Source organism: Shewanella sp. GutCb (genome assembly GCF_002836135.1).
Lineage (GTDB): Bacteria > Pseudomonadota > Gammaproteobacteria > Enterobacterales > Shewanellaceae > Shewanella.
In genome coordinates, this window is record NZ_PJBL01000025.1 from 154,490 (window position 1) to 178,742 (window position 24,253).

18 protein-coding genes and 1 pseudogene are annotated in these 24,253 nt (G+C 43.9%); 9 read left to right on the forward strand and 10 right to left on the reverse strand.

Annotated elements, in window-relative coordinates; all coding sequences use genetic code 11:
- Positions 1-510 precede the first annotated feature (510 nt).
- Together CXF86_RS15015 and CXF86_RS15020 are read left to right on the forward strand one after the other, a co-directional pair.
- Positions 511-1,554 carry an efflux RND transporter periplasmic adaptor subunit gene (locus CXF86_RS15015; RefSeq protein WP_180961079.1) on the forward strand — a complete coding sequence of 348 codons (1,044 nt, stop codon included), beginning with the start codon at positions 511-513 and terminating at the stop codon, positions 1,552-1,554.
- Positions 1,554-4,646, forward strand: a complete 3,093-nt coding sequence (locus CXF86_RS15020; protein WP_102039377.1) for an efflux RND transporter permease subunit — start codon at positions 1,554-1,556, stop codon at positions 4,644-4,646. Before CXF86_RS15015 ends, CXF86_RS15020 begins: the two co-directional genes overlap by 1 nt.
- Positions 4,647-4,743: 97 nt before the next feature.
- Here the strand turns inward: CXF86_RS15020 and CXF86_RS15025 are convergent, their stop codons facing one another.
- On the reverse strand, positions 4,744-6,363 hold the full coding sequence (locus CXF86_RS15025) for an NAD(P)/FAD-dependent oxidoreductase (protein WP_102039378.1): 1,620 nt from the start codon (positions 6,361-6,363) through the stop codon (positions 4,744-4,746).
- A 239-nt stretch (positions 6,364-6,602) separates the two neighbouring features.
- On the opposite strand from CXF86_RS15025, the gene CXF86_RS15030 reads away from it, so the two are divergent.
- The 5 genes from CXF86_RS15030 (at position 6,603) to CXF86_RS15050 (ending at position 11,227) form a co-directional block, all read left to right on the forward strand.
- Complete coding sequence (locus tag CXF86_RS15030) at positions 6,603-6,815, forward strand: hypothetical protein (RefSeq protein WP_102039379.1); 213 nt, start codon at positions 6,603-6,605, stop codon at positions 6,813-6,815.
- Positions 6,816-7,068: 253 nt separating this feature from the next.
- A complete protein-coding gene (locus CXF86_RS15035) occupies positions 7,069-7,764 on the forward strand; it encodes a hypothetical protein (protein ID WP_102039380.1) in 696 nt (231 codons plus the stop codon).
- Positions 7,765-8,033: 269 nt separating this feature from the next.
- Positions 8,034-8,843, forward strand: a complete 810-nt coding sequence (locus CXF86_RS15040; RefSeq protein WP_232775077.1) for an ABC transporter ATP-binding protein — start codon at positions 8,034-8,036, stop codon at positions 8,841-8,843.
- On the forward strand, positions 8,843-9,553 hold the full coding sequence (locus CXF86_RS15045; RefSeq protein WP_101092845.1) for an ABC transporter permease: 711 nt from the start codon (positions 8,843-8,845) through the stop codon (positions 9,551-9,553). The genes CXF86_RS15040 and CXF86_RS15045 overlap by 1 nt, the downstream gene beginning before the upstream one ends.
- A complete protein-coding gene (locus CXF86_RS15050; RefSeq protein WP_257985377.1) occupies positions 9,554-11,227 on the forward strand; it encodes a GldG family protein in 1,674 nt (557 codons plus the stop codon).
- A gap of 146 nt (positions 11,228-11,373) precedes the next feature.
- Here the strand turns inward: CXF86_RS15050 and CXF86_RS15055 are convergent, their stop codons facing one another.
- A complete protein-coding gene (locus CXF86_RS15055; RefSeq protein WP_101092893.1) occupies positions 11,374-12,138 on the reverse strand; it encodes a spermidine synthase in 765 nt (254 codons plus the stop codon).
- A 491-nt stretch (positions 12,139-12,629) separates the two neighbouring features.
- Here CXF86_RS15055 and CXF86_RS15060 point away from each other — a divergent pair, with 491 nt between their 5' ends.
- On the forward strand, positions 12,630-13,388 hold the full coding sequence (locus tag CXF86_RS15060) for an isocitrate lyase/PEP mutase family protein (protein WP_102039381.1): 759 nt from the start codon (positions 12,630-12,632) through the stop codon (positions 13,386-13,388).
- Positions 13,389-14,399: 1,011 nt separating this feature from the next.
- Positions 14,400-14,838, forward strand: a pseudogene (locus CXF86_RS15065) (transposase); the annotation flags it as partial.
- A gap of 222 nt (positions 14,839-15,060) precedes the next feature.
- Here the strand turns inward: CXF86_RS15065 and CXF86_RS15070 are convergent.
- From CXF86_RS15070 to CXF86_RS15105, 8 genes are all read right to left on the reverse strand, one after another.
- The gene (locus CXF86_RS15070) at positions 15,061-15,264 is read right to left on the reverse strand and encodes a hypothetical protein (protein ID WP_102039382.1); all 204 of its coding nucleotides are present in this window, start codon (positions 15,262-15,264) and stop codon (positions 15,061-15,063) included.
- A gap of 26 nt (positions 15,265-15,290) precedes the next feature.
- The gene (locus tag CXF86_RS15075) at positions 15,291-16,193 is read right to left on the reverse strand and encodes a hypothetical protein (protein ID WP_102039383.1); all 903 of its coding nucleotides are present in this window, start codon (positions 16,191-16,193) and stop codon (positions 15,291-15,293) included.
- Positions 16,194-17,189: 996 nt separating this feature from the next.
- Positions 17,190-17,846 (reverse strand): 3-oxoacid CoA-transferase subunit B, encoded by a 657-nt coding sequence (locus CXF86_RS15080; RefSeq protein WP_102039384.1) that lies wholly within the window; start codon positions 17,844-17,846, stop codon positions 17,190-17,192.
- Positions 17,847-17,858: 12 nt separating this feature from the next.
- Entirely contained in the window at positions 17,859-18,575 is a 717-nt protein-coding gene (locus tag CXF86_RS15085; RefSeq protein WP_101092308.1) for a CoA transferase subunit A, read from the reverse strand.
- A gap of 124 nt (positions 18,576-18,699) precedes the next feature.
- Positions 18,700-19,602 carry a hydroxymethylglutaryl-CoA lyase gene (locus CXF86_RS15090; RefSeq protein ID WP_101092307.1) on the reverse strand — a complete coding sequence of 301 codons (903 nt, stop codon included), beginning with the start codon at positions 19,600-19,602 and terminating at the stop codon, positions 18,700-18,702.
- A complete protein-coding gene (locus CXF86_RS15095) occupies positions 19,603-21,693 on the reverse strand; it encodes an acetyl/propionyl/methylcrotonyl-CoA carboxylase subunit alpha (protein ID WP_102039385.1) in 2,091 nt (696 codons plus the stop codon).
- 1 nt (position 21,694) lies between these two features.
- Positions 21,695-22,543 carry an enoyl-CoA hydratase-related protein gene (locus CXF86_RS15100; RefSeq protein WP_101092313.1) on the reverse strand — a complete coding sequence of 283 codons (849 nt, stop codon included), beginning with the start codon at positions 22,541-22,543 and terminating at the stop codon, positions 21,695-21,697.
- 86 nt (positions 22,544-22,629) lie between these two features.
- Positions 22,630-24,237 (reverse strand): carboxyl transferase domain-containing protein, encoded by a 1,608-nt coding sequence (locus tag CXF86_RS15105; RefSeq protein ID WP_101092305.1) that lies wholly within the window; start codon positions 24,235-24,237, stop codon positions 22,630-22,632.
- Positions 24,238-24,253: the final 16 nt, after the last annotated feature.

Genomic DNA, 24,253 nt, shown 5'->3' on the forward strand with positions numbered 1-24,253 from the left:
TCACCAGAATATAGGTTCTGATGATTATAATTATCTTTACTAATGTAACCTATTGATAGTATTTACTAATTAGCCTGCCTGAAGGGTGTAAATAAGAAGACTTGCATGTAATGAATGTTCATTATTGTTAACTAGTTAACACTTAATCGTCGTGAATGTTGCTAGATGAGCGGGTTGAGCGAGTTCAAGGCTCTCTATCCACGGCGATATGGCCGGACTGTTAACGCGGCTGAAGCGCATTTTTCGGTGAGATCCAGTGGTGAATCAGTGGGTTGAAATTATCAGTTTGAACGTTTTAATCTTGCTTTTTAACCGCCCATCGAACATTGAGGTTATTGTGTTTACCTAGTGAAAAAGACTAAAAAATAAACGTCAGCTATTCTAAAAGTATTACAAAGGAGTGTAATGAAGTGTAAAACGCCAAGACATGAATACAAACCTTATTTAGACTTTCGCGTCGACCTTTGCTGACGGGTCATTTAAAACATCATTATCATGGATTTTAATTTTATGAAAAAAGCATCGTTAACCTTAATATTGTTAATGCTCGCTGTAGGTTGTGATAGCGCCAAAGTCGATAAGGCTAAAGATAAATCAATATTTGTATCGAGCGCGTTGGTCGAAGTTCAAAGTATGAGTACACCTATAAAACTTGTGGGCACGCTGGTGGCAAAAGAGTCAGTGATTATCGCTTCAGAGGTTGATGGCCGTGTTGCCGAAATAAAGGTGACCGATAGCCAGCAAGTACAAAAAGGAGACCTGCTATTTACATTGATTGATCGTCAAGCTAAAGCCGAATTAGAAGAGGCGCAGGCTTATCTTAAAGATGAAAGCCGTAAGCTAAAAGAGTTTAAACAACTTGGTGCAAAAGGCGGTGTTAGTGCCACGATTAGAGAAAGTCAGCAGGTAAGCGTTGATATTGCTCAAGCAAGGATGAATGCCGCAAAAGTGAATTACGATTATCATCGTATATTGGCGCCAATATCAGGGGTTTTGGGTTTGGTTAATATTACTCAAGGGCAAAGGCTCATCAAAGATACCCCGGTTATGACGTTGGACAATACCGCGTTAATGCAGCTTGATTTGAATATTCCTGAAAAGTACATTTCAAAACTGGCCAAAGGGCAAACTATCACCACCAAAGTCAGTGCTTGGGGGGAAGATGTTTTTGAAGGGAAAGTAGCAGCCATTGACTCTCGAGTGCAACCACAAAGCCTTGATATAAAAATACGCGTCGGCATTACCAATGTGGACCGTAAACTCAAACCCGGCATGTTGGCACATGCGAAGCTTAAATTCCGAGCATCGAGTTATACCGTTGTGCCATTGCAAGCAATTGAATATGCCGGTGAGAAAACATTTGTCTATGTTATCGATGAAAACTGGCGAGCCCATCAAACTGAAGTCGTACTCGGGGAACAGATAGCCGAGCAAGTGGTGGTGAGTGAAGGGTTAGCATCTGGGCAACGCATTGTTATTGAGGGGCTGGTGAATATTAGTGATAAGGATGTCGTCAAAGAAGCGCCTGCTTTTAGTCGTGAGGCTGCCCAATAATGTTGATTTCAGATACCAGTGTAGAGCGTCCTGTTATCGCAATAGTGTTAAGTATTTTATTAACACTCTTTGGCATAGTGGCTTTTTTTAAGCTTCCAGTCACTGAAATGCCCAATATGGTGAGTCCCATAGCAACGATAAGCACTAAATACAAAGGGGCATCAGCGGTCATTATTGAAAGCCAAGTGACCGCTAAAATAGAGGCTCAGTTAACCGGGATTAGCGGTGTTAAAGACATCACTTCGGTCAGTAAAAATGGTGCATCCAGCATCACCGTCGAATTTGAAACGGGTGCTAATATTAATGACAGCGTCAGTGACATTCGAGATGCTATTTCCAGAGCGAAAGGATCATTACCCGATGACGCCGATGAGCCAACGGTATCGAAAGACGATGGCACCGGGGAGCCAGCGTTATATATTAATGTGAGTTCATCAGCGATGAATCGCACTCAGCTTACCGATTATGTCAGCCAAAACATTGAAGGTAGATTCAACATTATTAGTGGCGTAAGTGCCGTTGATGTTGCTGGTGGCTTATATAAAGTCATGTTTATAAAGCTTAACTCTGAGAAAATGGCTGGCCATAAAGTCACGACTACCGATATTCTTAGCGCGTTACGGGCTGAAAACTTAGAGAGTCCCGCTGGCGAGATAAGAAACAATTCGATTGTTATGCCAGTGCGCACAGAGCGGCGCTACGATGCCGAAAGGGATTTTAGGTATTTAGTGATTGGGAAATCGGCAACGGGAGTGGCCATTTATCTGAATCAAGTGGCAGAGGTTAAGCTACAAGCTGAAAGTGAAAACTCAAGTTACAGGAGTAATGGCGTCTCCAGTGTCAGTTTAGCGATTGTTCCACAGGCCGATGCAAATCCACTCGAGCTCTCTAGCCGCATTCATGCTGAAGTGGATAAAATCCAACAGTTTCTGCCCAAAGGCGCGCAAGTGGTGGTGGATTATGACGCCACCGTCTTTATCGACCGCTCAATAAGTGAGGTCTATAAAACCCTGTTCATGACCTGCGCCCTGGTTATCTTGGTGCTGTATCTCTTTATTGGTCAAGCAAGAGCAACATTAATCCCTGCAGTAACAGTACCGGTTTCCCTTATCGCAACGTTTATCTTCGCAAGTTACTTAGGCTTTACCATCAACCTGTTAACCTTGCTGGCACTTATCTTGGCTATTGGGCTGGTGGTCGATGATGCGATTGTGGTGGTTGAGAATATTTATCATCATATTCAACGAGGGAAGCCACCGCTGCTAGCAGCCTTTGAAGGTACTCGGGAAGTGGGCTTTGCAGTACTGGCGACCACGTTTGTACTGGTGATGGTGTTTCTGCCCATCGCGATGATGGACGGCATGATAGGGCGTTTGTTTACCGAATTTTCGGTGATGATAGCGGTCTCGGTGATGTTCTCGACGCTCATCGCATTGACGTTGACCCCGGTGCTCGGAGCCAAATTACTCACTAAAAAGCAAAAACACAACGCCATTAATACCTACGTTGAACGCTTACTCGGTGCACTCGAAACTCGCTATCGACAACTGCTAACACTGAGCCTTAAGTACCGTTTTGTTGCGCCAGCGATTATCATCGCTTGTTTAGCTGGCAGTTACTTTGTCGTGACTCAGCTTTCTTCTCAGCTTATGCCACAAGAAGATCGAGGCGTCATAATGGTTAAGGTTAATGGCGCAGAAGGGACCAGTTTTTCGCGTATGTCAGAGAATATGCAAAAAGTTGAAACGCGGCTTATGGCGATGTTGAAAAATGGCAGCCTGAAGTCCTTAAGCATACAAACCCCGATCTCTGGCGGTAAAAATGGTGACCAATATGGTTTAGCCATTCTGCAATTGAAAGATTGGGATCTGCGTGATGAAAATGCACAAACCATTTTGAAAAAAGTGAAGTTGCAACTGGCTGGCATTCCAGACATCAGAATTAGACCTAAACTTCCAGGCTTTAAAGGCGGTTCAAAAGAGCCTGTGCAAATAGCCCTTAGCGGTAGCGATTACAGCGAGCTTAATAAGTGGGCTAAAGTGATGCAATCTAAGATGGATGAAAGTCCATTGATGACGGGGTCTTTAGTCGACTATTCAGAGAAAACTCCCGAAATGGTGGTAAAAGTTGACCGCAGACGTGCTGCTGAACTCGGGATCAGCGTGTCTGAAGTGTCTGATACGCTTAATGTAATGTTAGGTGGCAAGACAGAAACGACCTATGTAGAAAACGGTGAAGAGTACGATGTTTTTGTACGAGGTGATGAAGCGCAGTTTAACTCGAGCAGTGACTTAACCAGTATTTTTATGCGCACCGCCTCGGGCGATCTCGTGTCGGTAGATACATTCTGCAAGGTTAATCGAGTCGCCTCGGCGCAAAAACTGACCCACATCAGCAAGCGCAAATCCGTTGTCGTCAGAGCTAACTTAGTCGAAGGGGCAACGCTAGGAGAAGCGTTAAGCAGTCTTGAACAAGTTGCTATCACGGTATTGCCGCAAAATATTAGCTTTAGTTACGCAGGTGAATCTAAAGAGTTTCTCGACAATCAAAGCAGTACCTTTATTATCTTTGTATTAGCACTGCTAGTCGCATATTTAGTGATGGCAGCACAGTTTGAGAGTTTTATTAATCCCTTCGTGGTGATGTTGACGGTGCCGACGGGATTATTTGGTGCAGTGTTAGGTATTTGGTTAATGGGAGAAAGCATTAATATTTACAGCCAGATTGGCATCATCATGCTAATTGGTATGGTAACCAAAAACGGTATTCTTATTGTCGAATTTATTGGTCAATTAAGGGATAAAGGAGCGTCATTCGATGATGCTATTATCGACGGTGCTAGCCGACGACTACGACCTATCATGATGACCGCCTTTACCACGTTAGCGGGGGCTTTACCGTTATTGCTATCCAGTGGTGCAGGCGCTGAAAGTCGAGTCTCTGTCGGAGTGGTGGTCTTTTTCGGCATGGGATTCTCAACGCTGGTGACTTTAGTGGTGATACCGACGATGTATAAACTGCTTTGCCGTTCAACTCAGTCTCCTGGCGCGGTAAAGCAAGAGCTGCAAAAGCTAAGACGAGTAGAGAGCTAAAAAAGGCTTTAAACGGTTAAGTTATATGTCGTTATAAAACGCAGCTAATTAGCTGCGTTTTATGTTGGCTTTACTGCGCTCTTTATTTTGGGCTACATTAACTATTCACCATCTCTTTTAGCATGTCTAATGCAACGGCTTCAGCAATACTGATGCCGTCGATACCCGCCGATAAAATCCCGCCAGCATAACCAGCGCCTTCACCTGCAGGGTACAAACCTTTGGTATTAATACTCTGGTAATCTGCACCACGTTTTATTTGCACTGGTGAAGAGGTACGCGTTTCAACGCCGGTTAACATGGCATCTTTATTATCAAACCCACGAATTTTCTTACCGAACGCCGGCAGTGCTTCACGGATTGCATCAATAGCGAATTGTGGTAACGCATCGCTTAAATCGGTCATTTTTACATTAGGCTTATAAGAGGGCACTACGTTTTCAAACGGCTTACCACTACCTGCCGCTAAAAAGTCACCGACCATTTGTGCAGGGGCATCGTAATTGCTGCCACCCATAACATAGGCATTGCGCTCTAATTGACGCTGCAGTGCAATACCTTGCAATGGATCGTTATCAAAATCACTTGGATTAATCCCCACCACAATGGCGCTGTTGGCATTACGTTCGCTACGCGAGTATTGACTCATACCATTGGTAACAACAGCGTGTTCTTCTGACGTTGCTGCCACAACCACACCACCAGGACACATACAAAAGCTGTATACACTGCGACCACTTTTACAATGATGCACTAACTTGTAATCTGCAGCGCCTAACATTGGGTGGCCTGCGTTAGTGCCAAAGCGGTCTTTATCGATCATCTCTTGTTTGTGTTCAATACGGAAACCTATTGAAAATGACTGCGCCTGCATATACACGCCTTTGTCATGCAACATTTGGAACGTATCGCGAGCACTGTGACCAATTGCAGCAATGACATGCTTAGAATGCAATACTTCGCCATTTCTAAGCGTGACACCGGTGACTTGACGATCGCTAACATTGATTTCGTCAACACGGGTTTCAAAGCGAACTTCACCGCCCAATCGAATGATTTCTCTGCGCATTTTTTCCACCATAGTGACCAATTTAAAGGTACCTATGTGGGGTTTGCTAACATAAATAATTTCAGCGGGTGCGCCAGCGGCGACAAATTCTTGTTTTACTTTTAAGCCTTTAAAACCAGGGTCTTTGACTTGGCTGTATAACTTACCGTCAGAGAACGTGCCTGCGCCACCTTCTCCAAATTGCACATTTGATTCGGTGTTTAGCTCACTAGTACGCCAAAAACGGAAAGTATCTTTAGCACGTTCGTGTACTGACTTACCGCGCTCTAAAATAATCGGCTTAAAGCCCATTTGCGCCAACATAAGTCCGACAAACAAGCCACATGGGCCCATGCCAATCACCAATGGTCGTTCCGTTAATCCTTCTGGCGCACTGGCAACATATTTATAATCGGTATCTGGCGAAACACGGATGTTATGATCATCCTCAAGCGAGGCCAATAATGCCGTTTCGTCTACATCGGTTAATGTCACATCCAATGTATAAATTAAGGAAATTAAATTCTTTTTTCGGGCATCGTAGCCACGCTTAAACACATGTATGTCAACCAGCTGCTCCGCTGAGATAGAGAGCTTTTGCAATACGATATCTTGCAGCGCATCTTCATTATGGTCGAGAGGCAATTTTACTTGGTTTAAACGGATCATGATTTACCTAAAAAGAGACTTAAAAAACAGCGCGTAGTTTACGTGATTTAGCATTAAAATGAAATTATCTATTGATGGTGTATGCAGTGCAGCCCGCACGAGCTTACCGCTTGAATATCATAAATATTTACCTATGCTCATCACTTCCCATTATCTGATCATGTTGAAATAATTCACAAGACATAACTAAACCGCTCCCAATGATGAGACACAACGGCCTTGAGCAAGCTTAAGTCAAAGTGGTTGAAGCAATCCTTTTTATTGATGCAGTAGCCCCTTTAGCAAGTCGAAATACTCTTGTTGCAGTTGTAGTTGTTGGCGATGAAGAGGGTGGCATATTGACAGCGACTCTGTGCCAATGGGGAATCGTTGCCGCTGAGTATATCGGTTGTGACTATTGTTCTTGTTGTGCTCTTGCTGGTATTTATGGAGAATATAGCGCAACACTATGAGTGAGTAAAAGCTAGAGCTTCTGTCAGCAGCTAAGCAGGCAATGTTGTGCCACAAATAAAGCTGAACAAGTAAAGGGGCTATCCTCCTGAAAGAGTGGTTTGCTTGCTCGCAGCCTTTATGCCTGTGCTTTGGGCGTTAAGGCAAATGATTAAAATCTATATCTAGAGTGACACCTGTGCCGATAGTGCTTTATTTTACCGAACCGTTTTACTTAACCCTATTGAATGAATATTTGGAAGCCTTGTACAAGATATGATCGAGATTGAATATACTATTGCTGAATTAAAAACGTCGATGTTTGTGGTAGAAGAGCACCGTTTTTACCTTGTTGCACAGGAGTGGGTTGAGGCTAGCAATCTTAAGATGGCTGACCAAATCTTAGCCTGCAGTGGCGCGGTAGCAGAGATAACGCACATCAATAAAATCGAAGGGTCACACCATTACTGCGATCTGAAAATCAGCCACAACCATCATTATTTTGTGACAACGGGACGCCCGTTAAGTCGTGACACCCTCTGCGATAGAGCCCCTGTAGATCCGCTTGAACTTTTCTCATATCAGTTGGCTAATAAGCCCTCCAATTTCCCCGATGGCACGCCAACGGGAGATCACAGTGGTCCCTGGGTCGCGGCTAGATATGTAAACAGCGATGCCAGCCAAGATGTTATCGGTTGGGGCTGTGCCAGTGACAATATGTGCGCTGAAGATGCAGCCGTCAGTGATTTGAGGCATAAGCTGGACGATGCCATCGGATTACATCGCGGTAATGTCAAAATTTCACATGCTTATATAAGAAAGTACACTCGAAAAGGCCGCTTCGTGAACAAAATGAGTCCCTGCGTTCATTGTCGAGATAATTATGGCAACGCGCTTAATGACAGCACGTTGGGAAAGAGTGATTTAGTTAAAGACGCTCGTGGGTATTTACCTCCAGCGCCCCTCGATTAGTACGGCGGCTTACTTAGTAATGACTGCAAGATATTGTTTGTAAAATTAAAAAATATTGTTCGTGCTACACTGGCCCATCGCTTTTCTGTGATGGTGATTAAAGCCCGCCCCGTCTCTTTCAATGCATCGCTATGTTTTGCTCATTCTCATTCGGTATGAAGAGAATAGGCAAAAGTCAGGCGGTAGGTGTACGGGCAGGTATTAAGACGATTAGCCCAAAAAGGCAATGTAAATCCAGTTTCTAACAATCACGATGAAAAGGCTATTGAGTGAGTATTCTAACGGTTGAACATATCAGTAAAAGCTTCGGTGCCCTGCAAGCGCTAGATGATGTTAGCTTTGAAATTAATCAAGGTGATATCGTCGGCTTTTTAGGAAAGAATGGCGCAGGAAAAACAACCTTGATGCGTATTATTACTTCTTTTCTTGCACCATCCTCAGGCCGAATTTTTATTGATGGCGATAATATTACTAAGCATTCTCTAACGATCAGACAGAAAATTGGCTACCTCCCTGAAACCCCGCCTTTGTACACCAGCATGACCGTGTTGCAATATTTGAAGTTTGCCGCTGAGATAAAAGATGTCCCGTCCAAAAAACAAGCGGTTAAGATTGCTAAAGTGCTAGAAGAGTGTGATTTAGAACAGGTAAAACAAAAAACGATTTCAACATTATCTAAAGGCTATAAGCAAAGGGTAGGGATTGCGCAAGCGATTATTCATGAGCCTAAACTGCTTATTCTAGATGAACCCACAAGTGGCCTAGATCCTATGCAAATTCAGCAAGTATTAGCACTTATAAGCAACCAACGAGAACAAAGAACGGTATTGTTGAGCACGCACACCTTGCCTGAAATGGAAAAAATAGCACAGCGTATTTTGATGATTAAATCAGGTCAACTAGTGGTTGATGAATCCTTGGATACATTGCTTAAAAACGGGATAGGCAGAGATAGAGTGGATACAGGCAATAACAATATATCGGCATCACAAGATTGCCCGTCTAAATCATCGACCTTGGAACAAATTTTTATTGATTATCATCAACAGCCGCAAATGCACAATGGTGGTGATTACTGATGCATAAAGTCCTCGCATTAACCAAAAAAGAGCTGCATGGCTATTTTAGTAGCCCTATTGCTTATCTCGTTCTAATCGCTTCGTTATCTTTGTTTAATATGCTTTTCTTTATGATCATTGATCAAAATAGGGAAGTATCATTACGTGATATTTTTCAAGTGATGGAGTTTATGTTTATTTTCATAATTCCATTACTCACGATGAAGCTATTTGCAGAAGAAAAGTCCAACGGCACGATGGAGTTTTTACTAACATCCCCCCTAACACCGACCATGATAGTGTTAGGTAAGTATTTAAGTATGCTTGTTTTTTACTCGCTATTAATTGCTCTAACAAGCGTTTACTATTTTATTGTTGAATATTATGGTGATCCCGATGTTTACAGTATTTTGTCAGGCTATATTGGTATCTGGTTAGAGGGAGCACTCTTCATTGCCATCGGCTTACTGACCTCTTCATGGACACGCAACCAAATAATTGCCGCAATGACCTCTTACTTAATTCTATTTATACTTTACTTTTCAAGCACCTTTACTAAATATGTCACCGGCTTTGCTGAAACGTTTGTTACCCAGTTTAGTACGCGTACTCACCTCGAAAACTTTGCCATCGGCATGATCACTGCCAGTGATATTATCTATTACTTAGCGGGAATTTTACTTTGCTTAGTACTTACCCGTATAAGTATTGACCATAGGGTGTGGCAATAAATGACGCTTAAAAATAAAATTAGCATGATGCTTAATAAATTATTCCCAGCCTTGGTGGGGATAACCGTGTTTGTCTTCACCGTAGGATTATCGTTATTTTATATTGAAGGCCAATTTGCCCTATTAAGCTTGAGTCTCGCCAGTTTCTTAACGCTCAGTGGCGCAATTTCATTTATTGGCTTGCTGCTTTTAAGCAAGAGTCTAAGAAACACTGACGCTAACTCAACGAAAGTGGCATCCGTTGCCAATCGTGGACGATGGAAAAAAGTCTTCATTATTTTATCTATGGTCATGGGGAGCTTAGCGTTTCTTGGTATCAGTCATTATGCTGCTAACAGCATTCCTATGCGCTGGGATGTGACAAAAGCCAAGCAACACACCTTATCTAAAAACACTGTCGATTTTATCAGTTCGTTAACCCACAAAGTCGAATTAACCGCATTTTATGTGGGGATGCCGCCAAAATATTTACAGGATCTGTTTAACGAATACGAACGACTATCTGCAGGTCTAATTAGCACGAAAATAATCGACCCGATTGAGAATATTTCTTTTGCGGCTAAATTTGGTAATGTGGTCAGCGGCAAGGAAAGGAAAGTTATCGTACAGTCGGGTGATGTGCGTAAAGATATTGATTTCACTGATGAACCGCTGACGGAAGAAAAACTGACTAATACCATTGCCCGTGCTAGTCGTTCACCAAGGCAAGTTTACTTTCTCAGTGGCCATGGTGAATACTCGATTTCAAATGAAGATAATCTTGGCTTATCCACCTTTAAGCAATTGTTAGCCGATAACAATATGCAAAGTAAACCGCTGATGTTAGGCATCACACAGTCGATCCCTGAGGATTGTGATGTGTTAATTATTGCGGGGCCGCGTACGGAACTCACGCAGCAGGAAGAAACGTTAATCGTTGATTACTTGTCGTCTGGTGGAAATGCATTATTTTTGATTGAGCAAACACTGGTCACCACACCCGATAAGCCACTGACAGCAGAGCAACAACAGCTAAACCCGTCATTAAACGGCATTATCAATCAATGGGGGCTTAACGTTCAGTCAGATGTTGTGGTCGATTTAACCAATCATATTGGTAATGATGTTGGCAGCCCAGCGACGAAAAATTATCAAAAGCACAAAGCCATTACCGAAGGTTTAGATTACACCTTTTACGTTCGGCCGCGCTCTATTCGAGTGTTAGAACAGCGTCGCCCGAATATTAAGCTTGCTGCTATCGCTTTGACTACATCGAAAGATCAAAGCTGGGCGGAAACGAATCGACACTTAGATATTCAATTTGATCCGGGTATCGACACTCCAGGCCCTGTGCCCATCTCTTATGTTGTTCTTGAAGAGCATCCGGCTAAGCCTAGCGCGCAGGATAAAGAGCTCAGCAAGCCATCAAACACGCGGATGATTGTTTTCACTGATGCTGACTTTTTGACAAATATCTATATTAATCAGTACAGTAATGCACAGATGGGGCTTAATGTTGTTAATTGGCTAGCAGAATTAGACTATCAGGTTTTTCTTAGCTCAAAAGCAGTAAAGGTAGAACGGTTAGATTTAACCAGCAAACAAAAACGCCAAGTAGTGGTGATATTATTCTTGTTGCCATTTCTCTTTGGTATTGCAGGCTTGGTTGTTTGGCTAAGGTCTAGAAACAACTAAAAGTATCAGTATCATTAACAGCCCCTAATCTGTTTGATCATTTTATGTCGCTTCCAACATCAACTTGAGTGAGTTGATGTTGGACCTATTTTGACTTGGAGCTGCACTTGAAGTTGGAATGAATTGAGCTAATACGTTATCGATGGCTAATTGATATCTTGTATATCACAAAGCAAATTGGCATAACGTTCCATCGCAATGTTCATTTTCTCTTGCAAGGATTGGCCTTTAGCCAGTAGCGCTTCTCTTGTCATCGAGGGAATGTCATTTTTGAATGCGAGTATGATAGTGTTCCCACCTGCAACTTCAAAACTGAGTCGTCGGTTTTCAAATTCATGCGCGAGTAATTCATCTAACTCTTGTCGTAATTCAAGCCCTGTATGGCAGATATTGAGCACCAGAACACCTTGTTCGTTAAGTGCATTTTTACAATCACGCAAGTAGCTTGATTGTACTTGCTTCGGCTCCATCCCATCTGAGTTGTATAGATCTGAAAAGATAATATCGCTCTTCATCTCGGTGTTTTTCATATAGTTCACCGCGTCGTCTATATGAATTAAAAGACGCTTGGTGTCGGGCAAGTAGAAATATTCTTTGGCCGTCTGCGCCACAGCTTCACGGTATTCAATCGCGTGCACGTTTATCTCGGCAAAACTACTGAGCAAATTCTTTGCCATTGAGCCTGCACCCAGCCCCATAATGGTGGCTATTTTGACGGTGGGGATAAACAATAACCCCGCCATCATGGCCTGAGTGTAGCCAAGTGTTAACCCATTAATGTCTTTGATTTTCATAGAGCTTTGATAGATTTTTCCATCGAAGCTGAGGATGCGGCTGGTTCTTGTTTGATAAACATAAATAGGGCCGTGATCATCCATTGTTGATGAGATACAGGTTCCATTGATATCCATGGTGTTCAATACCTCTTCAATACGCGTATATAACTGATAGAGCATCATAACGGAAAAGCGAGTCAGTAAAAGCGACATGGCCGAATATGGCTAAATGAGATGGCTCTTCAACGTATTACTTACGCCTATATTTCCGAGTTTGATGGGGCTGGGATTTGTGTTTTTTAATTATCAATTCAGATGTTGGAAGATGGTGCTTTCTAATCCAGTGCTGATGCGAGCAGGAGTGTTCATGGAAGTCAGATGTGCTTACGGCAAGTCTCAGTTGCGTCTGCACATGCGCTGACCGTAGGTCATTGGAACTATTATGGGCAGAAGCTAACTCACTTATGCCCAGTTTACCCCACCAAAAGTTATCTGAAGGTGAGTGTAGTGGTTTTGCGTTGTTTAATTAACGTTGAGTTCCGAATGTGGCCAATTACCGTACCTTCCCTGTAGTAGTCTCCAATTTGAAATACATAAATTCAAAACTGCGAAAGGGATACAAAGTTATGTTTAAAGATCTACATAGAAAAGAGCAGCCCCTACTTATCTGCAATGTCTGGGATGTCTCTAGTTCTCTAATTGCCGAACGGAACGGCTTCTCAGCGATTGGAACTTCTAGCGCAGCGATAGCAAAAATGTTAGGAAAAGAAGATGGTGAACATGTTTTATTCGAGGAGTTGTTGTCGATTGTGACGGCGATTTCTAACCTATCTAGTTTGCCTCTAACAGTAGATATTGAATCTGGTTATGGAGATTCTTCAGAAGTAATCGCTGAAAACATAATTGAATTAGCGAAGGTCGGGGTTGTAGGTGTGAACATCGAAGACAGTACAGTTGTTCAAGGTGAAAGGCTATTATGTGATGAAATTGAGTTCGCCAACAAACTCAAATCGGTTAAAGCTATACTAAACCAAATGAATATTACAATGTTTGTTAATGTAAGGAGCGATACTTATTTACTCAATATTGAAGACGCTCTCGAAGTGAGTATAGAAAGAATAGCAATGTACCAACGTGCAGGTGCAGATGGTATTTTCTTGCCATGCCTTAAATTTCCTAATGATATCAGGGCTGTCGTAGCAAGCACTGAACTACCGATTAACGTTATGTGTGTGCCCGACCTTCCGGACTTTGAGATGTTAGAAAGATTAGGTGTAAAACGTATTAGTATGGGTAACTTTTTACATGAAGCGATGCTGGATTCTTTCTCTTCTATGTTATCTTCGATCGTCTCGGAAAAGTCTTTTGGACAATTGTTCAAATAGGATTTGGAATTTGTGTGAGCAATTACATACACGCGTTTAAGGCATCAAAATACTTTCCATTATCTAATCATAGTGCGTTAGAGCTAAAAATCTAACGCATTTATGCCCCAAAACGATTTGGCTGATCTATCCGTTATTGTTTTTCAAAATCCAAGTCAACGTCGTGGTGCTTCGCCCACACCAGAGCCAAGGGGCAAAGCGCTTGCGCCCGTTCTTGATTTCATAAGAGTCAATCCCTCAGCGCCCCGGCGAAATTGTCTGAAAAGCGAAAATTTCCAACGGGGAAGATGGTGTTATTCGCTGCCTAAGTAGTTAGGGGGTTAGATTTCTGTTTTAAAATTGAAAATGCAGGAGCTGGAGCGTTGTGCTTTTCGAAACCAGTGTAGATGCGGCTGAGGCCTTTGATGGCATGGCCAATTCTGTTCCATACAGAATTTGGCATTTCCTCCGTCCTTGGAGGTCAGATGTCTTCATTGAGCTCACATGGACCCTTTCTTTTATAAAGAGTTGCAGCGAGCCTCAGTTGCGTCTGCACATACGCTGACCGCAGGTCATTGGAACCACCTTTGTCTGAAGGTAACGCATTTGTGCCCCTTTATCATCTAGAGTTAAAGCTCATTCATATCTTGTTCATGACAGTTTGACATACATTTGCTCATGTAAGGAATGGGTCATATCACCACTGCACACGCGAATCTTATTGTAAGCCATCTCCGCCAATAATTGCTCAGTGTGCGTAGTGAAGGCTATCTACATCTCAAAAAGTATGCATAAACAAAATACACAGAGGTAGCAGTCTCATATGGCATCGGGCGTGGCAAAGGCATGAAGATATGGCCATGGGCCTGATGGTTTTATCTGTCCGGGTGGGAATGGGCCCATCTTCATGTCTGGGATATGGGGCTGCGGGAGGTTAACTTTAACTAAGTTATGCCCAAATTTGATAGAAATCATAAAATAGTTACGTCGTATTAGGTCTAGTTGTTACTAGACCTTTAATTGGTAACTTGTGAAGGTGAGTGGAAAACACGTAAGCACGGCAAAGAGAAGCGTCGTACTTGGCGTAAGATACACCGAGCAGTCGATAGCTGTACTCATGAAGTTGTTTCAGCTGATGGTACCTATGACACTACAGGTAACTTAAGCTACTCAAACGGAAGGGTTGTAAGCCCACTGTTCCACCTAGAAGTAATGCCGGGTATTGGGAGGAAGGGCACCCGATAGAGGAAGCTGTAAAAGCGCTCAAAGTTAATCAATTAGCACAATGGAAACATGGTAATGATTTCCACGTATGGTCGTTCTCTGAGACTGCGATGTATTGATATATGCAACTAATTAGTCCCGAAGCCTTCTAGATTACAACGCTCAAGTAGGTGAAGCTTTAGCAGGCGTAAAAGTAATGAACAAAGTAATAGGACTAGGTATGCCAATTAGGAAACAAGCTGCCTAATTTGGGGGAGCAGCGTCTAGGGCCGTGATTTGTTCAACAACACCCTCTAGTTTACTTCGTCAACTTTGCGACATAACCGCAAATTCACCTGTATCATTATTGGGAAAAGGCACTGAACGTAATTACGTTCAGTGCTTTATATGCCTAACTGTTGCCAACTTAAATAGAAACTATAACGCTTATCCTAATAGCCTTATATAATTAGAAGGCTTTTTAATATTTTTAATGGCTTTCAATATCATTTTTAAGAGTTAAAAGCATGAGATATATAATACCTAGAGGTGGGAATATTCCGCCGACAGCCCCTAGAACAGCCGTAATAATTGGCGTGTTTGTTTTTCTTTTTCCTAGATAGTAACTCAGTACACCAACTAAAAAGATAAATGGCAATATAGCCATTGCAAATAACCCTGGGCTCAATGTCATAATAAATACCTTTTATTTTATTCCGACTATAGTGGATTTCTGCACACAGTTTCAGTGCTATTCGAACAGTCAATAATTGTAACAGAACCTTTAGGAACAGTTGATGTATCTGCAATATTTACAGCCAACCCATATGCTTTAAAAGCAGTTAAAAGTGATTGCCATGAAGTGAGTGACATTCCTGAAACGTCATAATTTTTTTTGAATGGATTATCTTTTGTTAAGTCTAACTCTAATCCATTCTCACCTGTGATTTTTATAAACTTTAAGTGGGCAATACCATCAGAATCAACAAAGTCAAAAACAGCATAAGCCACAGTATTATCTGAAAAAGTGAATTTTACGGCAGGAGCATTGATAGTTATGCCTGCTGAAATAGTTTTAGATAATGCCTCAAAAGCAATTAGGTATTTACCAATAACTGAACTGTCAAAGTATGACAGAGAATCGTAGTAACTTATAACGCTATTTCCTTTGTATGATGAACCTACAATATCTAACCCACTAGGTAATATTTCCTTAGGAACCCCTATTGTCCTCTGTGAAACTTCTTGATTGAGAGCATTTGTACTATTGGCTAAATCTATAAATAAATTCAACTCAGTATTAGTTATATTTACTTTGTCTGCAGTCAAAGTTTTTTCAAGCCAACAGTCATAAATAAAACCACCTTCACCATCTGGTTCTCTACCATTTGGATCGCATACTGTTTTAGAGTTTTTATAAACTGCATATTTTTTTATTTCATAATTTTTAAAATTCATAACGTTCACATAGATATTTTCTCTATGTATTGCATTATCTTTCGCTATTTGAGTAAATTGCGACTCAGTAACACAGCTACTGCACTCGATATAATAATTATCAATGGCTAATGCAGATGACGAAAATAGAACACTGCTAATAAATAATGTTGATAGTAACTTCATCTAAATATCCTTTTTAGATATACTCAATTTAATGTATTTATTACATTACGAAAAACGACCCTCTCACGTTACAAGGAAGTTTTCAAGATGAAATAAAAACCTTTACACTGTTGCTTTAATGTTAACTTATTGGCGAGTGAATGAAATAGCGAGCAGCAATAAGGTTCTTTACGCGGTTGTTAAAAGGTCAGAAGGGGATACCGTTAAAGGTGGTTACGGATAAATTCGCGAGCTATTCAGCTGCCAAAAATGAACTAATACCAAGTGTTGAGCACTATTCAGTTTAATATGAGAATAACCGATGTGAGTTATTGTATCGCTTTGACCGTCATCTACGACAAAAAGTATTATCGAATACTACGTGATTGATCCTTTTCTCAATGGATCCAGCTTAGAAAACAATAAGTGGGGTCAGTGTAAACTTTAATTGATACCCATACATTTGCTAATTCCACTACCCATTCTTAGACCCTTTGCACTAACGCGTTCCTGTCCAGAAATGAGCTAGACGCTACTCTAAACTCGCTGGCAGAGCATCTGCTGTGGAACGTGCAAGCTTCTGAAAAAGGGATTTTTCAGCAGAGCCTACATGGAGGTATTCACGGCGGCTTGCAAAGGACATAGTGGATGAGCTGCTTTCCATCATAAGTAGATGTTTTAGGTAATGGCACTAGAACCCGGCCCAGAAGCCTTGCCGGGATGACTCCCAATTATTCCCAAGTTGTTCTGCTAAGCTATCTCATCTCTGTCCAGATATGAGTTGAAGAGCCGCTGCTTAGTGGTATTTAGGTGCTCGAACAGCAGCCTGATCCAATGTGCCGATATTCAATTCTGCTCGAAACAAAAAACGCAGCTAATGAGCTGCGTTTTTTATTGCTGAGATCCTGTAAAGCACCGCTGCAATCTACTTTACTTAAAGACAAAATTACTAAGTAAAAAGTCACTAAATAAACAAGCCACCTAGTAAACAAATCACTAAGTTACCTCATAAAATGTCTAGAAGCTCATTTCAGGCACGTGTTCTGGCACAACGAGCTTACCTGCTGTTTTAGAGACTATCTCTTCAACCGATACCCCTGGAGCGCGTTCAAGCAGATGGAATGCGCCGTCTTTTATTTCCATAAAGGCTAAGTCAGTTAATACCCGTTTGATACAGCCAAAACCGGTGAGTGGCAGTTCGCATTTAGGGAGCAGCTTAGAGTTACCTTTTTTATCAGCGTGCATCATGGTGACGATGATATTGTCAGCGCCTGCGACTAAATCCATCGCGCCGCCCATGCCCTTAATCAGTTTACCGGGGATCATCCAAGAGGCGATAGAGCCTTGCTCGTCGACTTCAAATGCACCCAGTACCGTTAAATCAACATGGCCGCCGCGGATCATAGCGAAGCTCTCTGCGGATGAGAAAAATGAGGCGCCATCGACCGCGGTTACGGTTTGCTTGCCAGCATTGATTAAGTCGGCATCTATGGTCTCTTCTGTTGGAAACTCGCCCATTCCGAGTAAACCATTTTCAGATTGCAGCATCACCTCTATTCCTTCAGGAATGTAGTTGGCGACTAATGTTGGAATGCCTATGCCTAGATTGACGTAAAATCCGTCTTGGAGTTCTTTTGCTACACGTTGCGCGAGTTGTTCTCTTGATAATGCCATAGTGTAGCCTCCTTATCTTTTAGCGTCAGTGACGGCTTTAACGGTACGTTGCTCGATACGTTTCTCGAACGTGCCTTGGATAATACGGTTTACATAGATCCCAGGGGTATGAACATGGTCTGGATCGAGTTCACCAGGCTCAACAATGTGCTCCGCTTCTACCACGGTAATTTTACCGGCCGTAGCCATCATGGGATTAAAGTTGGCGGCGGTTTTGCGAAACACCAAGTTACCCATAGTATCGGCTTTCCATGCGCGAACTAAAGCAAAGTCGGCTTTAAGTGCAGGCTCTAATACATAGTGACGACCGTCTATTTCGCGGGTTTCTTTACCTTCAGCGACGGGCGTACCGTATCCTGTAGCGGTAAAAAACGCGGGAATACCGGCACCGCCAGCACGAATTTTTTCTGCGAGAGTGCCTTGAGGCGTTAAGATCACGTTCAGTTCACCCGAGAGCATTTGCTGCTCAAAGGTGGCATTTTCGCCAACGTAAGAGGCGATCATGGTATCAATTTGGCGACTCTTTAATAGCAGCCCTAGACCAAAGTCATCGACGCCTGCGTTGTTAGAGATAGCCGTTAGGCCTGTTACGCCCATTTTTACCATCTCGGCGATTAAGCCTTCGGGAATACCGCATAAGCCAAATCCACCGACCATCACGGTCATGTCATTACTGAGGCCTTTTAATGCCTCTTCATAACTACCGACAACCTTGTTTAGTCCTGCCATTGTTATAATCTCCTTATTAAAAGAGCCACTTTTAAAACCTGTAGGGTAGGCGGCTCTCTAAAACTATTCTCTAAAATCTAGTTCTCTAAAATCTAGTTCTTTAAAATATGTAAGCAACTCTGCGTTAAACGGCGAGTGCTTGTGCGACCTTGGCGCCATTCGTGCGCCCAAGTGCTTGGCTAATTTTGTTACCTGCAAGTGCAAGTTTGTTTAGATCGATACCGGTTTCAATACCGAGACCATGGAGCATATAGACGAGGTCTTCGGTGGCTAAATTACCCGATGCCCCTTTGGCATAAGGACAACCGCCAAGACCTGCCACCGATGAGTCAATGACGCTGACGCCAGTCTCTAAACAGGCCAATATGTTAGCGAGTGCTTGACCGTAGGTGTCATGGAAATGCAGCGCCAGTTGCGAAACGGGCACAACAGTGGCGACTGCTTCCACCATCTTCCGGGCATTATGCGCAGTACCAACACCTATGGTGTCGCCGAGCGAAATTTCATAACAGCCCATTTTGTAAAGTAATTCAGACACCCGAGCCACTTCACTCACGGCGATATGACCTTCGTAAGGGCAACCCAGCACGCACGATACATAACCGCGCACCCTGATATTATTGGCTTTAGCCAGCTCCATTACTGGGATAAAGCGCTCAATTGATTCCTCTATCGAGCAGTTAATATTGCGCTGGCTAAAGCTTTCTGACGCCGCGCCAAAAATGGCAACTTCGTCGGCGCCGGCGGCAAGTGCAAGTTCCAAGCCTTTAAGATTAGGGGTGAGGGCACTGTAGGTCACGCCAGTGTTACGGGTAATTCCTTTAAGCACATCAGCCGAGTCGGCCATTTGCGGTACCCATTTAGGCGACACAAAACTTGCGGCCTCGATGCGTTTTACACCCGCTGCGGCTAAACCTTCAATCAAGACAATCTTATCTGCCGTGGTGACGGGCTTTTCGTTTTGCAAACCGTCACGGGCGCCGACTTCAAATATGCTGACTTGTTTAGCGTATGAATTAGAGGCCATTTACGCTGGCTCCTCTGCTAAAGACGATTCAACAAAGGTGGGCTCAACTTCGGCGAGTAACATGCCGTCACTGACCAGCTCTCCGGCTTTAAAGAAGAACGCACTGACGGTGCCATCAAATGGCGCTTCAATGGTATATTCCATCTTCATCGCTTCCATCACCATAATGCCTTGTCCGGCAACCACGCTATCACCCATTTCAACTAGGTGGGTCACGATAGTGCCGTTCATTGGTGCTTTGAGCTTATCTTCTAAGTTGTCTTGCTCTTCGACCACTTCAGACTGAATGGCGCGGTAGTGATAACTGCTTGAGTTGATAAATAGGGTAAAGTCTTCACTTACTTGGCTGACGGGCACTTTTATCTTATGCCCTGTGCGCTTAATGGCTTGAGCGCAGTTGCTGCTCAGGGCTATTTCAGCATGCAGGGTTTCGCCGATGAGCTCACCAGATAGCGTTAACTGGCTATCATTCAAATTGAGCTGGTAGACCGATTGACCGCCGAGCTGAGTTTCAGTGAGCTCAAGGTGATTAACTTGTTGCTCATCATCGAGCAAGGCGACTTGATGCACACTGGCACTATTGAGTCTAAAGCCACTGACGGCTCCCCAAGGTGAATAAGGGTCGTGACTATTGATAGCACAGCGTTTAGCGTCCTCTTTACGGGCGCATAACTGATAAAGCGCGGCTAATGCCAAGGCTGTTTGGCGTTCATTGGTTTTAGTGTTGCTAAGACCATGACCAATTAATGCATCGCCATAACGCGCAATAAAGTCGGTGCTAAAATTGGCGTCACTAAAGGCGTCATGCTCAGCAATGTTGGCCAGAAACTCGATATTGTGTTTTAAGCCGCTAATTTGATATGAGGCAAGGGCATGAACAAGGCGCTGTAGTGCACGCGGGCGCGATTCATCCCAAGTGATAAGCTTTGAGATCATCGGGTCGTAAAAGTTACTGATCACATCATTTTCACGTACACCTGAGTCAATACGGACAAACTTGCTCTGCTCTGGCTCACGTAAAAAGTTGAGTTTGCCACTGGCTGGCAAAAAGTCATTTTGTGGATCTTCGGCGTAAATACGCACTTCAAACGCGTGGCCGTGAATACGCACTTCATCTTGTGTTAACGGCAGCTTACTGCCACTGGCGACCATCAACTGCCATTTGACGAGGTCTTGGCCGGTGACCATTTCGGTGACTGGGTGTTCTACTTGCAGACGAGTGTTCATCTCCATAAAGTAGAAGCTGCCGTCGGTATCCAGTAGGAACTCGACCGTGCCTGCACCCTCGTAATTAATGGCTTTTGCTGCAGCAACGGCGGCTTCGCCCATGCTGACGCGCAGTGCATCGCTAAGGCCTGGTGCGGGCGCTTCTTCGACGACTTTTTGATGGCGACGTTGAATGGAGCAGTCGCGATCGGATAAGTAGATACAGTCACCTTGGCTGTCGGCAAACACTTGTACTTCAACATGGCGAGGTTGGCGTAAATAACGCTCCATTAATAGCTTGTCGTTGCCAAATGAGCTTATGGCTTCGCGCCTTGCTGATTGAATTGCTTCAAGCACTTCACCACTGTTTTCAACAATGCGCATGCCTTTACCGCCACCCCCATAGGCCGCTTTAATAAGCAGCGGAAATCCCATTTTGTTGGCTTCGGCGATCAGTAAGGCATCATCTTGTGCATCGCCATGATAACCCGGCACTAACGGCACATTTGCGGCACCCATAATCTCTTTTGCCGCGCTTTTACTGCCCATAGAATCAATGGCTGCGGCACTTGGGCCCACAAACGCAATACCACTTTGTTCACATTTTAAAGCGAACTCGGCGTTTTCAGATAGAAAACCATAACCTGGGTGGATAGCTTGAGCGCCAGATTTCTTGGCAATCTCGATAATCAGATCTGCTTTTAAGTACGAATCCGCTGGCGCACTGCCACCGAGATAAAATGACTCATCGGCCATGGCAACATGACGAGCGTCAATGTCGGCATCTGAATACAGCGCCACAGTGCGTACGCCCATTACTTGAGCTGTTTTAATGATACGGCAAGCAATTTCACCACGGTTGGCAATTAGCAATTTGGTAAACATATTATTTGGCTCCTGGCGCGGTAGCAGCGTTATCGAGTACATCTTTTTGACTGATAGACCAGTCGGGACTGCGCTTTTCAAAGAATGCATTGAGGCCTTCTTGAGCCTCAATGGAAACTCGAATGCTAGCAATACGCTCACTGGTGTAATCGAGTGTGGTTTGATCTATTACGCCGTCTTCAAGTGTTGACAGTAAGCGCTTAGCCCATGCCATCCCCTGGGGGCTATTACTGAGCAGCGCAGCAATGATAGGGGCTGCTGCAGCATCTAAGTCATCTTCCACTTCGTGGATCACTTGCAGCTCAATGGCTTTTTGTACGTTGAATCGCTCGGCGGTCAGCATATAGCGACGCGCTGCACGTTGACCCATGGCGCGAGTGACATAAGGGCTGATCACTGCAGGCATGAGTCCAAGCTTCACTTCGCTTAAGCAAAAACTGGCTCGTGGATTGGCAATGGCGATATCGCAGCAACAAATGAGGCCAAGTGCGCCACCAAAAGCGACGCCTTGTACTTTAGCGATAGTCGGCTTAGGGAATTTGTCGAGTACTGACATTAACTTGGCGAGCTCGTTGGCATCGCTAAGGTTCTGCGCGAAATCCATTTTTGCTTGTTTGCGCATCCAATTTAGATCGGCGCCAGCACTGAAGTTTTTACCATTGGCTTTAACGACAAGCACTTGGCATTGCGGAGTGTGAGCGAAGTATTCAAGCACTTGGATCATCTCGCTTATCATCACTTCGTCAAACGCATTATGTTTGTCGGGGCGATCAAGGATAAGCTCAGCGACGCCATTATCGAGTGTGCAGCTGACATACTGACATTGCTGCGCAAGTCTTTCAGTGGTCATTTGTAGGGTTTCATTAGTCATTGTGTTGTTCCCAGTTTAGGTCCAAGGTTTAGCTTCTGCTTTCTGTCGCAGCAATGGCCGAGCCATTACATACGGAACACCCCAAATTTAGTGTCTTCTACTGGCGCATTTAATGCGGCAGAAAGGGCTAAACCAACAACATCTCGAGTTTGTGCTGGGTCAATAATACCGTCGTCCCATAAACGCGCGCTGGCATGATACGGGTGACCCTCTTTATCGTATTGCTCAACGATGGGCTTGCGGAAGTTTTGCTCATCTTCAGCTGACCAATCCATGCCTTTCCGTTTAAGACCATCACGTTTAACGGTGGCTAGCACCCCGGCAGCTTGTTCGCCGCCCATGACCGATATGCGCGCATTGGGCCACATCCACATCATGGTTGGATCAAACGCTCTGCCGCACATGCCGTAGTTACCGGCGCCATAGCTGCCGCCGATGATGACAGTGAACTTAGGCACATTGGCACATGACACTGCGGTCACCATCTTGGCACCATGCTTGGCGATACCTTCATGTTCGTACTTTTTACCGACCATAAAGCCAGTAATATTTTGTAGAAACAACAGTGGTATTTTGCGTTGACAGCAAAGCTCAATAAAGTGGGCGCCTTTTTGTGCAGACTCAGAGAACAAGATGCCATTGTTAGCGATGATGCCGACGGGGTAGCCATGAATACGCGCGAAACCACACACCAAGGTGGCGCCATAATTAGCCTTAAATTCGTCAAAGTCAGAATCATCGACAACACGTGCAATGACCTCTTTAACATCGAATGGCTTTTTAAGATCAGTCCCGACAATGCCATAAAGTTCGTTAATATCGAATTTTGGTGGTTTGGTTGGTGTCAGTAGTGCTTCAATCCGTTTTTGATGATTGAGTCGAGTGACGGCTTTGCGAGCAAGCTCTAAAGCATGGTCATCGTTTTGGGCCAAATGATCGGCAACGCCCGATATTTTAGTGTGTACTTCAGCGCCGCCAAGTTCTTCAGCAGTGACCTCTTCGCCGGTGGCAGCCTTTACCAGTGGAGGACCTGCTAGGAAGATGGTGCCTTGCTCTTTAACGATAATTGACTCGTCTGCCATCGCGGGAACATACGCACCACCTGCGGTACAAAGCCCCATCACCACGGCAATTTGCGGAATACCTTTAGCCGACATTTTCGCTTGGTTATAAAAAATGCGCCCGAAATGCTCTCGGTCTGGAAACACTTCATCTTGACGGGGTAAGTTTGCGCCGCCTGAATCGACAAGGTAAATACAGGGTAGGTGACAACGGCTGGCAATCTCTTGCGCTCGCAGATGCTTTTTCACCGTCACAGGGTAGTAAGTACCGCCTTTAACTGTGGCATCGTTGGCGATAATCATGCATTCAACACCACTCACTCGGCCTATACCGGCAATAATGCCGGCAGCAGGGACGAGGTCTTCATAGAGTTCGAAAGCGGCAAACTGTGATATTTCTAAAAAAGGAGAACCAGGATCGAGTAGTTTCTCAACACGTTGACGCGGCAGTAGCTTTCCACGTGAAAGGTGACGTTCACGAGCAACGTCGCCGCCACCTTGTTCAATTTGATGTAGTTTTGATTTTAGGTCTTGAACGACGGCGGCCATGTCATCAAATTTGGCTTTGAATTCATCGCTGCGGGAATTAATACGACTGCTGAGTTGAGTCACAATTTCAATCCTTTTG

Excerpts from the sequence above, each read along its gene's own strand:
- CXF86_RS15015 (WP_180961079.1), top strand. The coding sequence starts at position 511 with ATGAAAAAAGCATCGTTAACCTTAATATTGTTAATGCTCGCTGTAGGT.
- CXF86_RS15020 (WP_102039377.1), top strand. The coding sequence starts at position 1,554 with ATGTTGATTTCAGATACCAGTGTAGAGCGTCCTGTTATCGCAATAGTG.
- CXF86_RS15025 (WP_102039378.1), bottom strand. The coding sequence starts at position 6,363 with ATGATCCGTTTAAACCAAGTAAAATTGCCTCTCGACCATAATGAAGAT.
- CXF86_RS15035 (WP_102039380.1), top strand. The coding sequence starts at position 7,069 with ATGATCGAGATTGAATATACTATTGCTGAATTAAAAACGTCGATGTTT.
- CXF86_RS15045 (WP_101092845.1), top strand. The coding sequence starts at position 8,843 with ATGCATAAAGTCCTCGCATTAACCAAAAAAGAGCTGCATGGCTATTTT.
- CXF86_RS15050 (WP_257985377.1), top strand. The coding sequence starts at position 9,554 with ATGACGCTTAAAAATAAAATTAGCATGATGCTTAATAAATTATTCCCA.
- CXF86_RS15055 (WP_101092893.1), bottom strand. The coding sequence starts at position 12,138 with ATGGATATCAATGGAACCTGTATCTCATCAACAATGGATGATCACGGC.
- CXF86_RS15060 (WP_102039381.1), top strand. The coding sequence starts at position 12,630 with ATGTTTAAAGATCTACATAGAAAAGAGCAGCCCCTACTTATCTGCAAT.
- CXF86_RS15070 (WP_102039382.1), bottom strand. The coding sequence starts at position 15,264 with ATGACATTGAGCCCAGGGTTATTTGCAATGGCTATATTGCCATTTATC.
- CXF86_RS15075 (WP_102039383.1), bottom strand. The coding sequence starts at position 16,193 with ATGAAGTTACTATCAACATTATTTATTAGCAGTGTTCTATTTTCGTCA.
- CXF86_RS15080 (WP_102039384.1), bottom strand. The coding sequence starts at position 17,846 with ATGGCATTATCAAGAGAACAACTCGCGCAACGTGTAGCAAAAGAACTC.
- CXF86_RS15085 (WP_101092308.1), bottom strand. The coding sequence starts at position 18,575 with ATGGCAGGACTAAACAAGGTTGTCGGTAGTTATGAAGAGGCATTAAAA.
- CXF86_RS15090 (WP_101092307.1), bottom strand. The coding sequence starts at position 19,602 with ATGGCCTCTAATTCATACGCTAAACAAGTCAGCATATTTGAAGTCGGC.
- CXF86_RS15095 (WP_102039385.1), bottom strand. The coding sequence starts at position 21,693 with ATGTTTACCAAATTGCTAATTGCCAACCGTGGTGAAATTGCTTGCCGT.
- CXF86_RS15100 (WP_101092313.1), bottom strand. The coding sequence starts at position 22,543 with ATGACCACTGAAAGACTTGCGCAGCAATGTCAGTATGTCAGCTGCACA.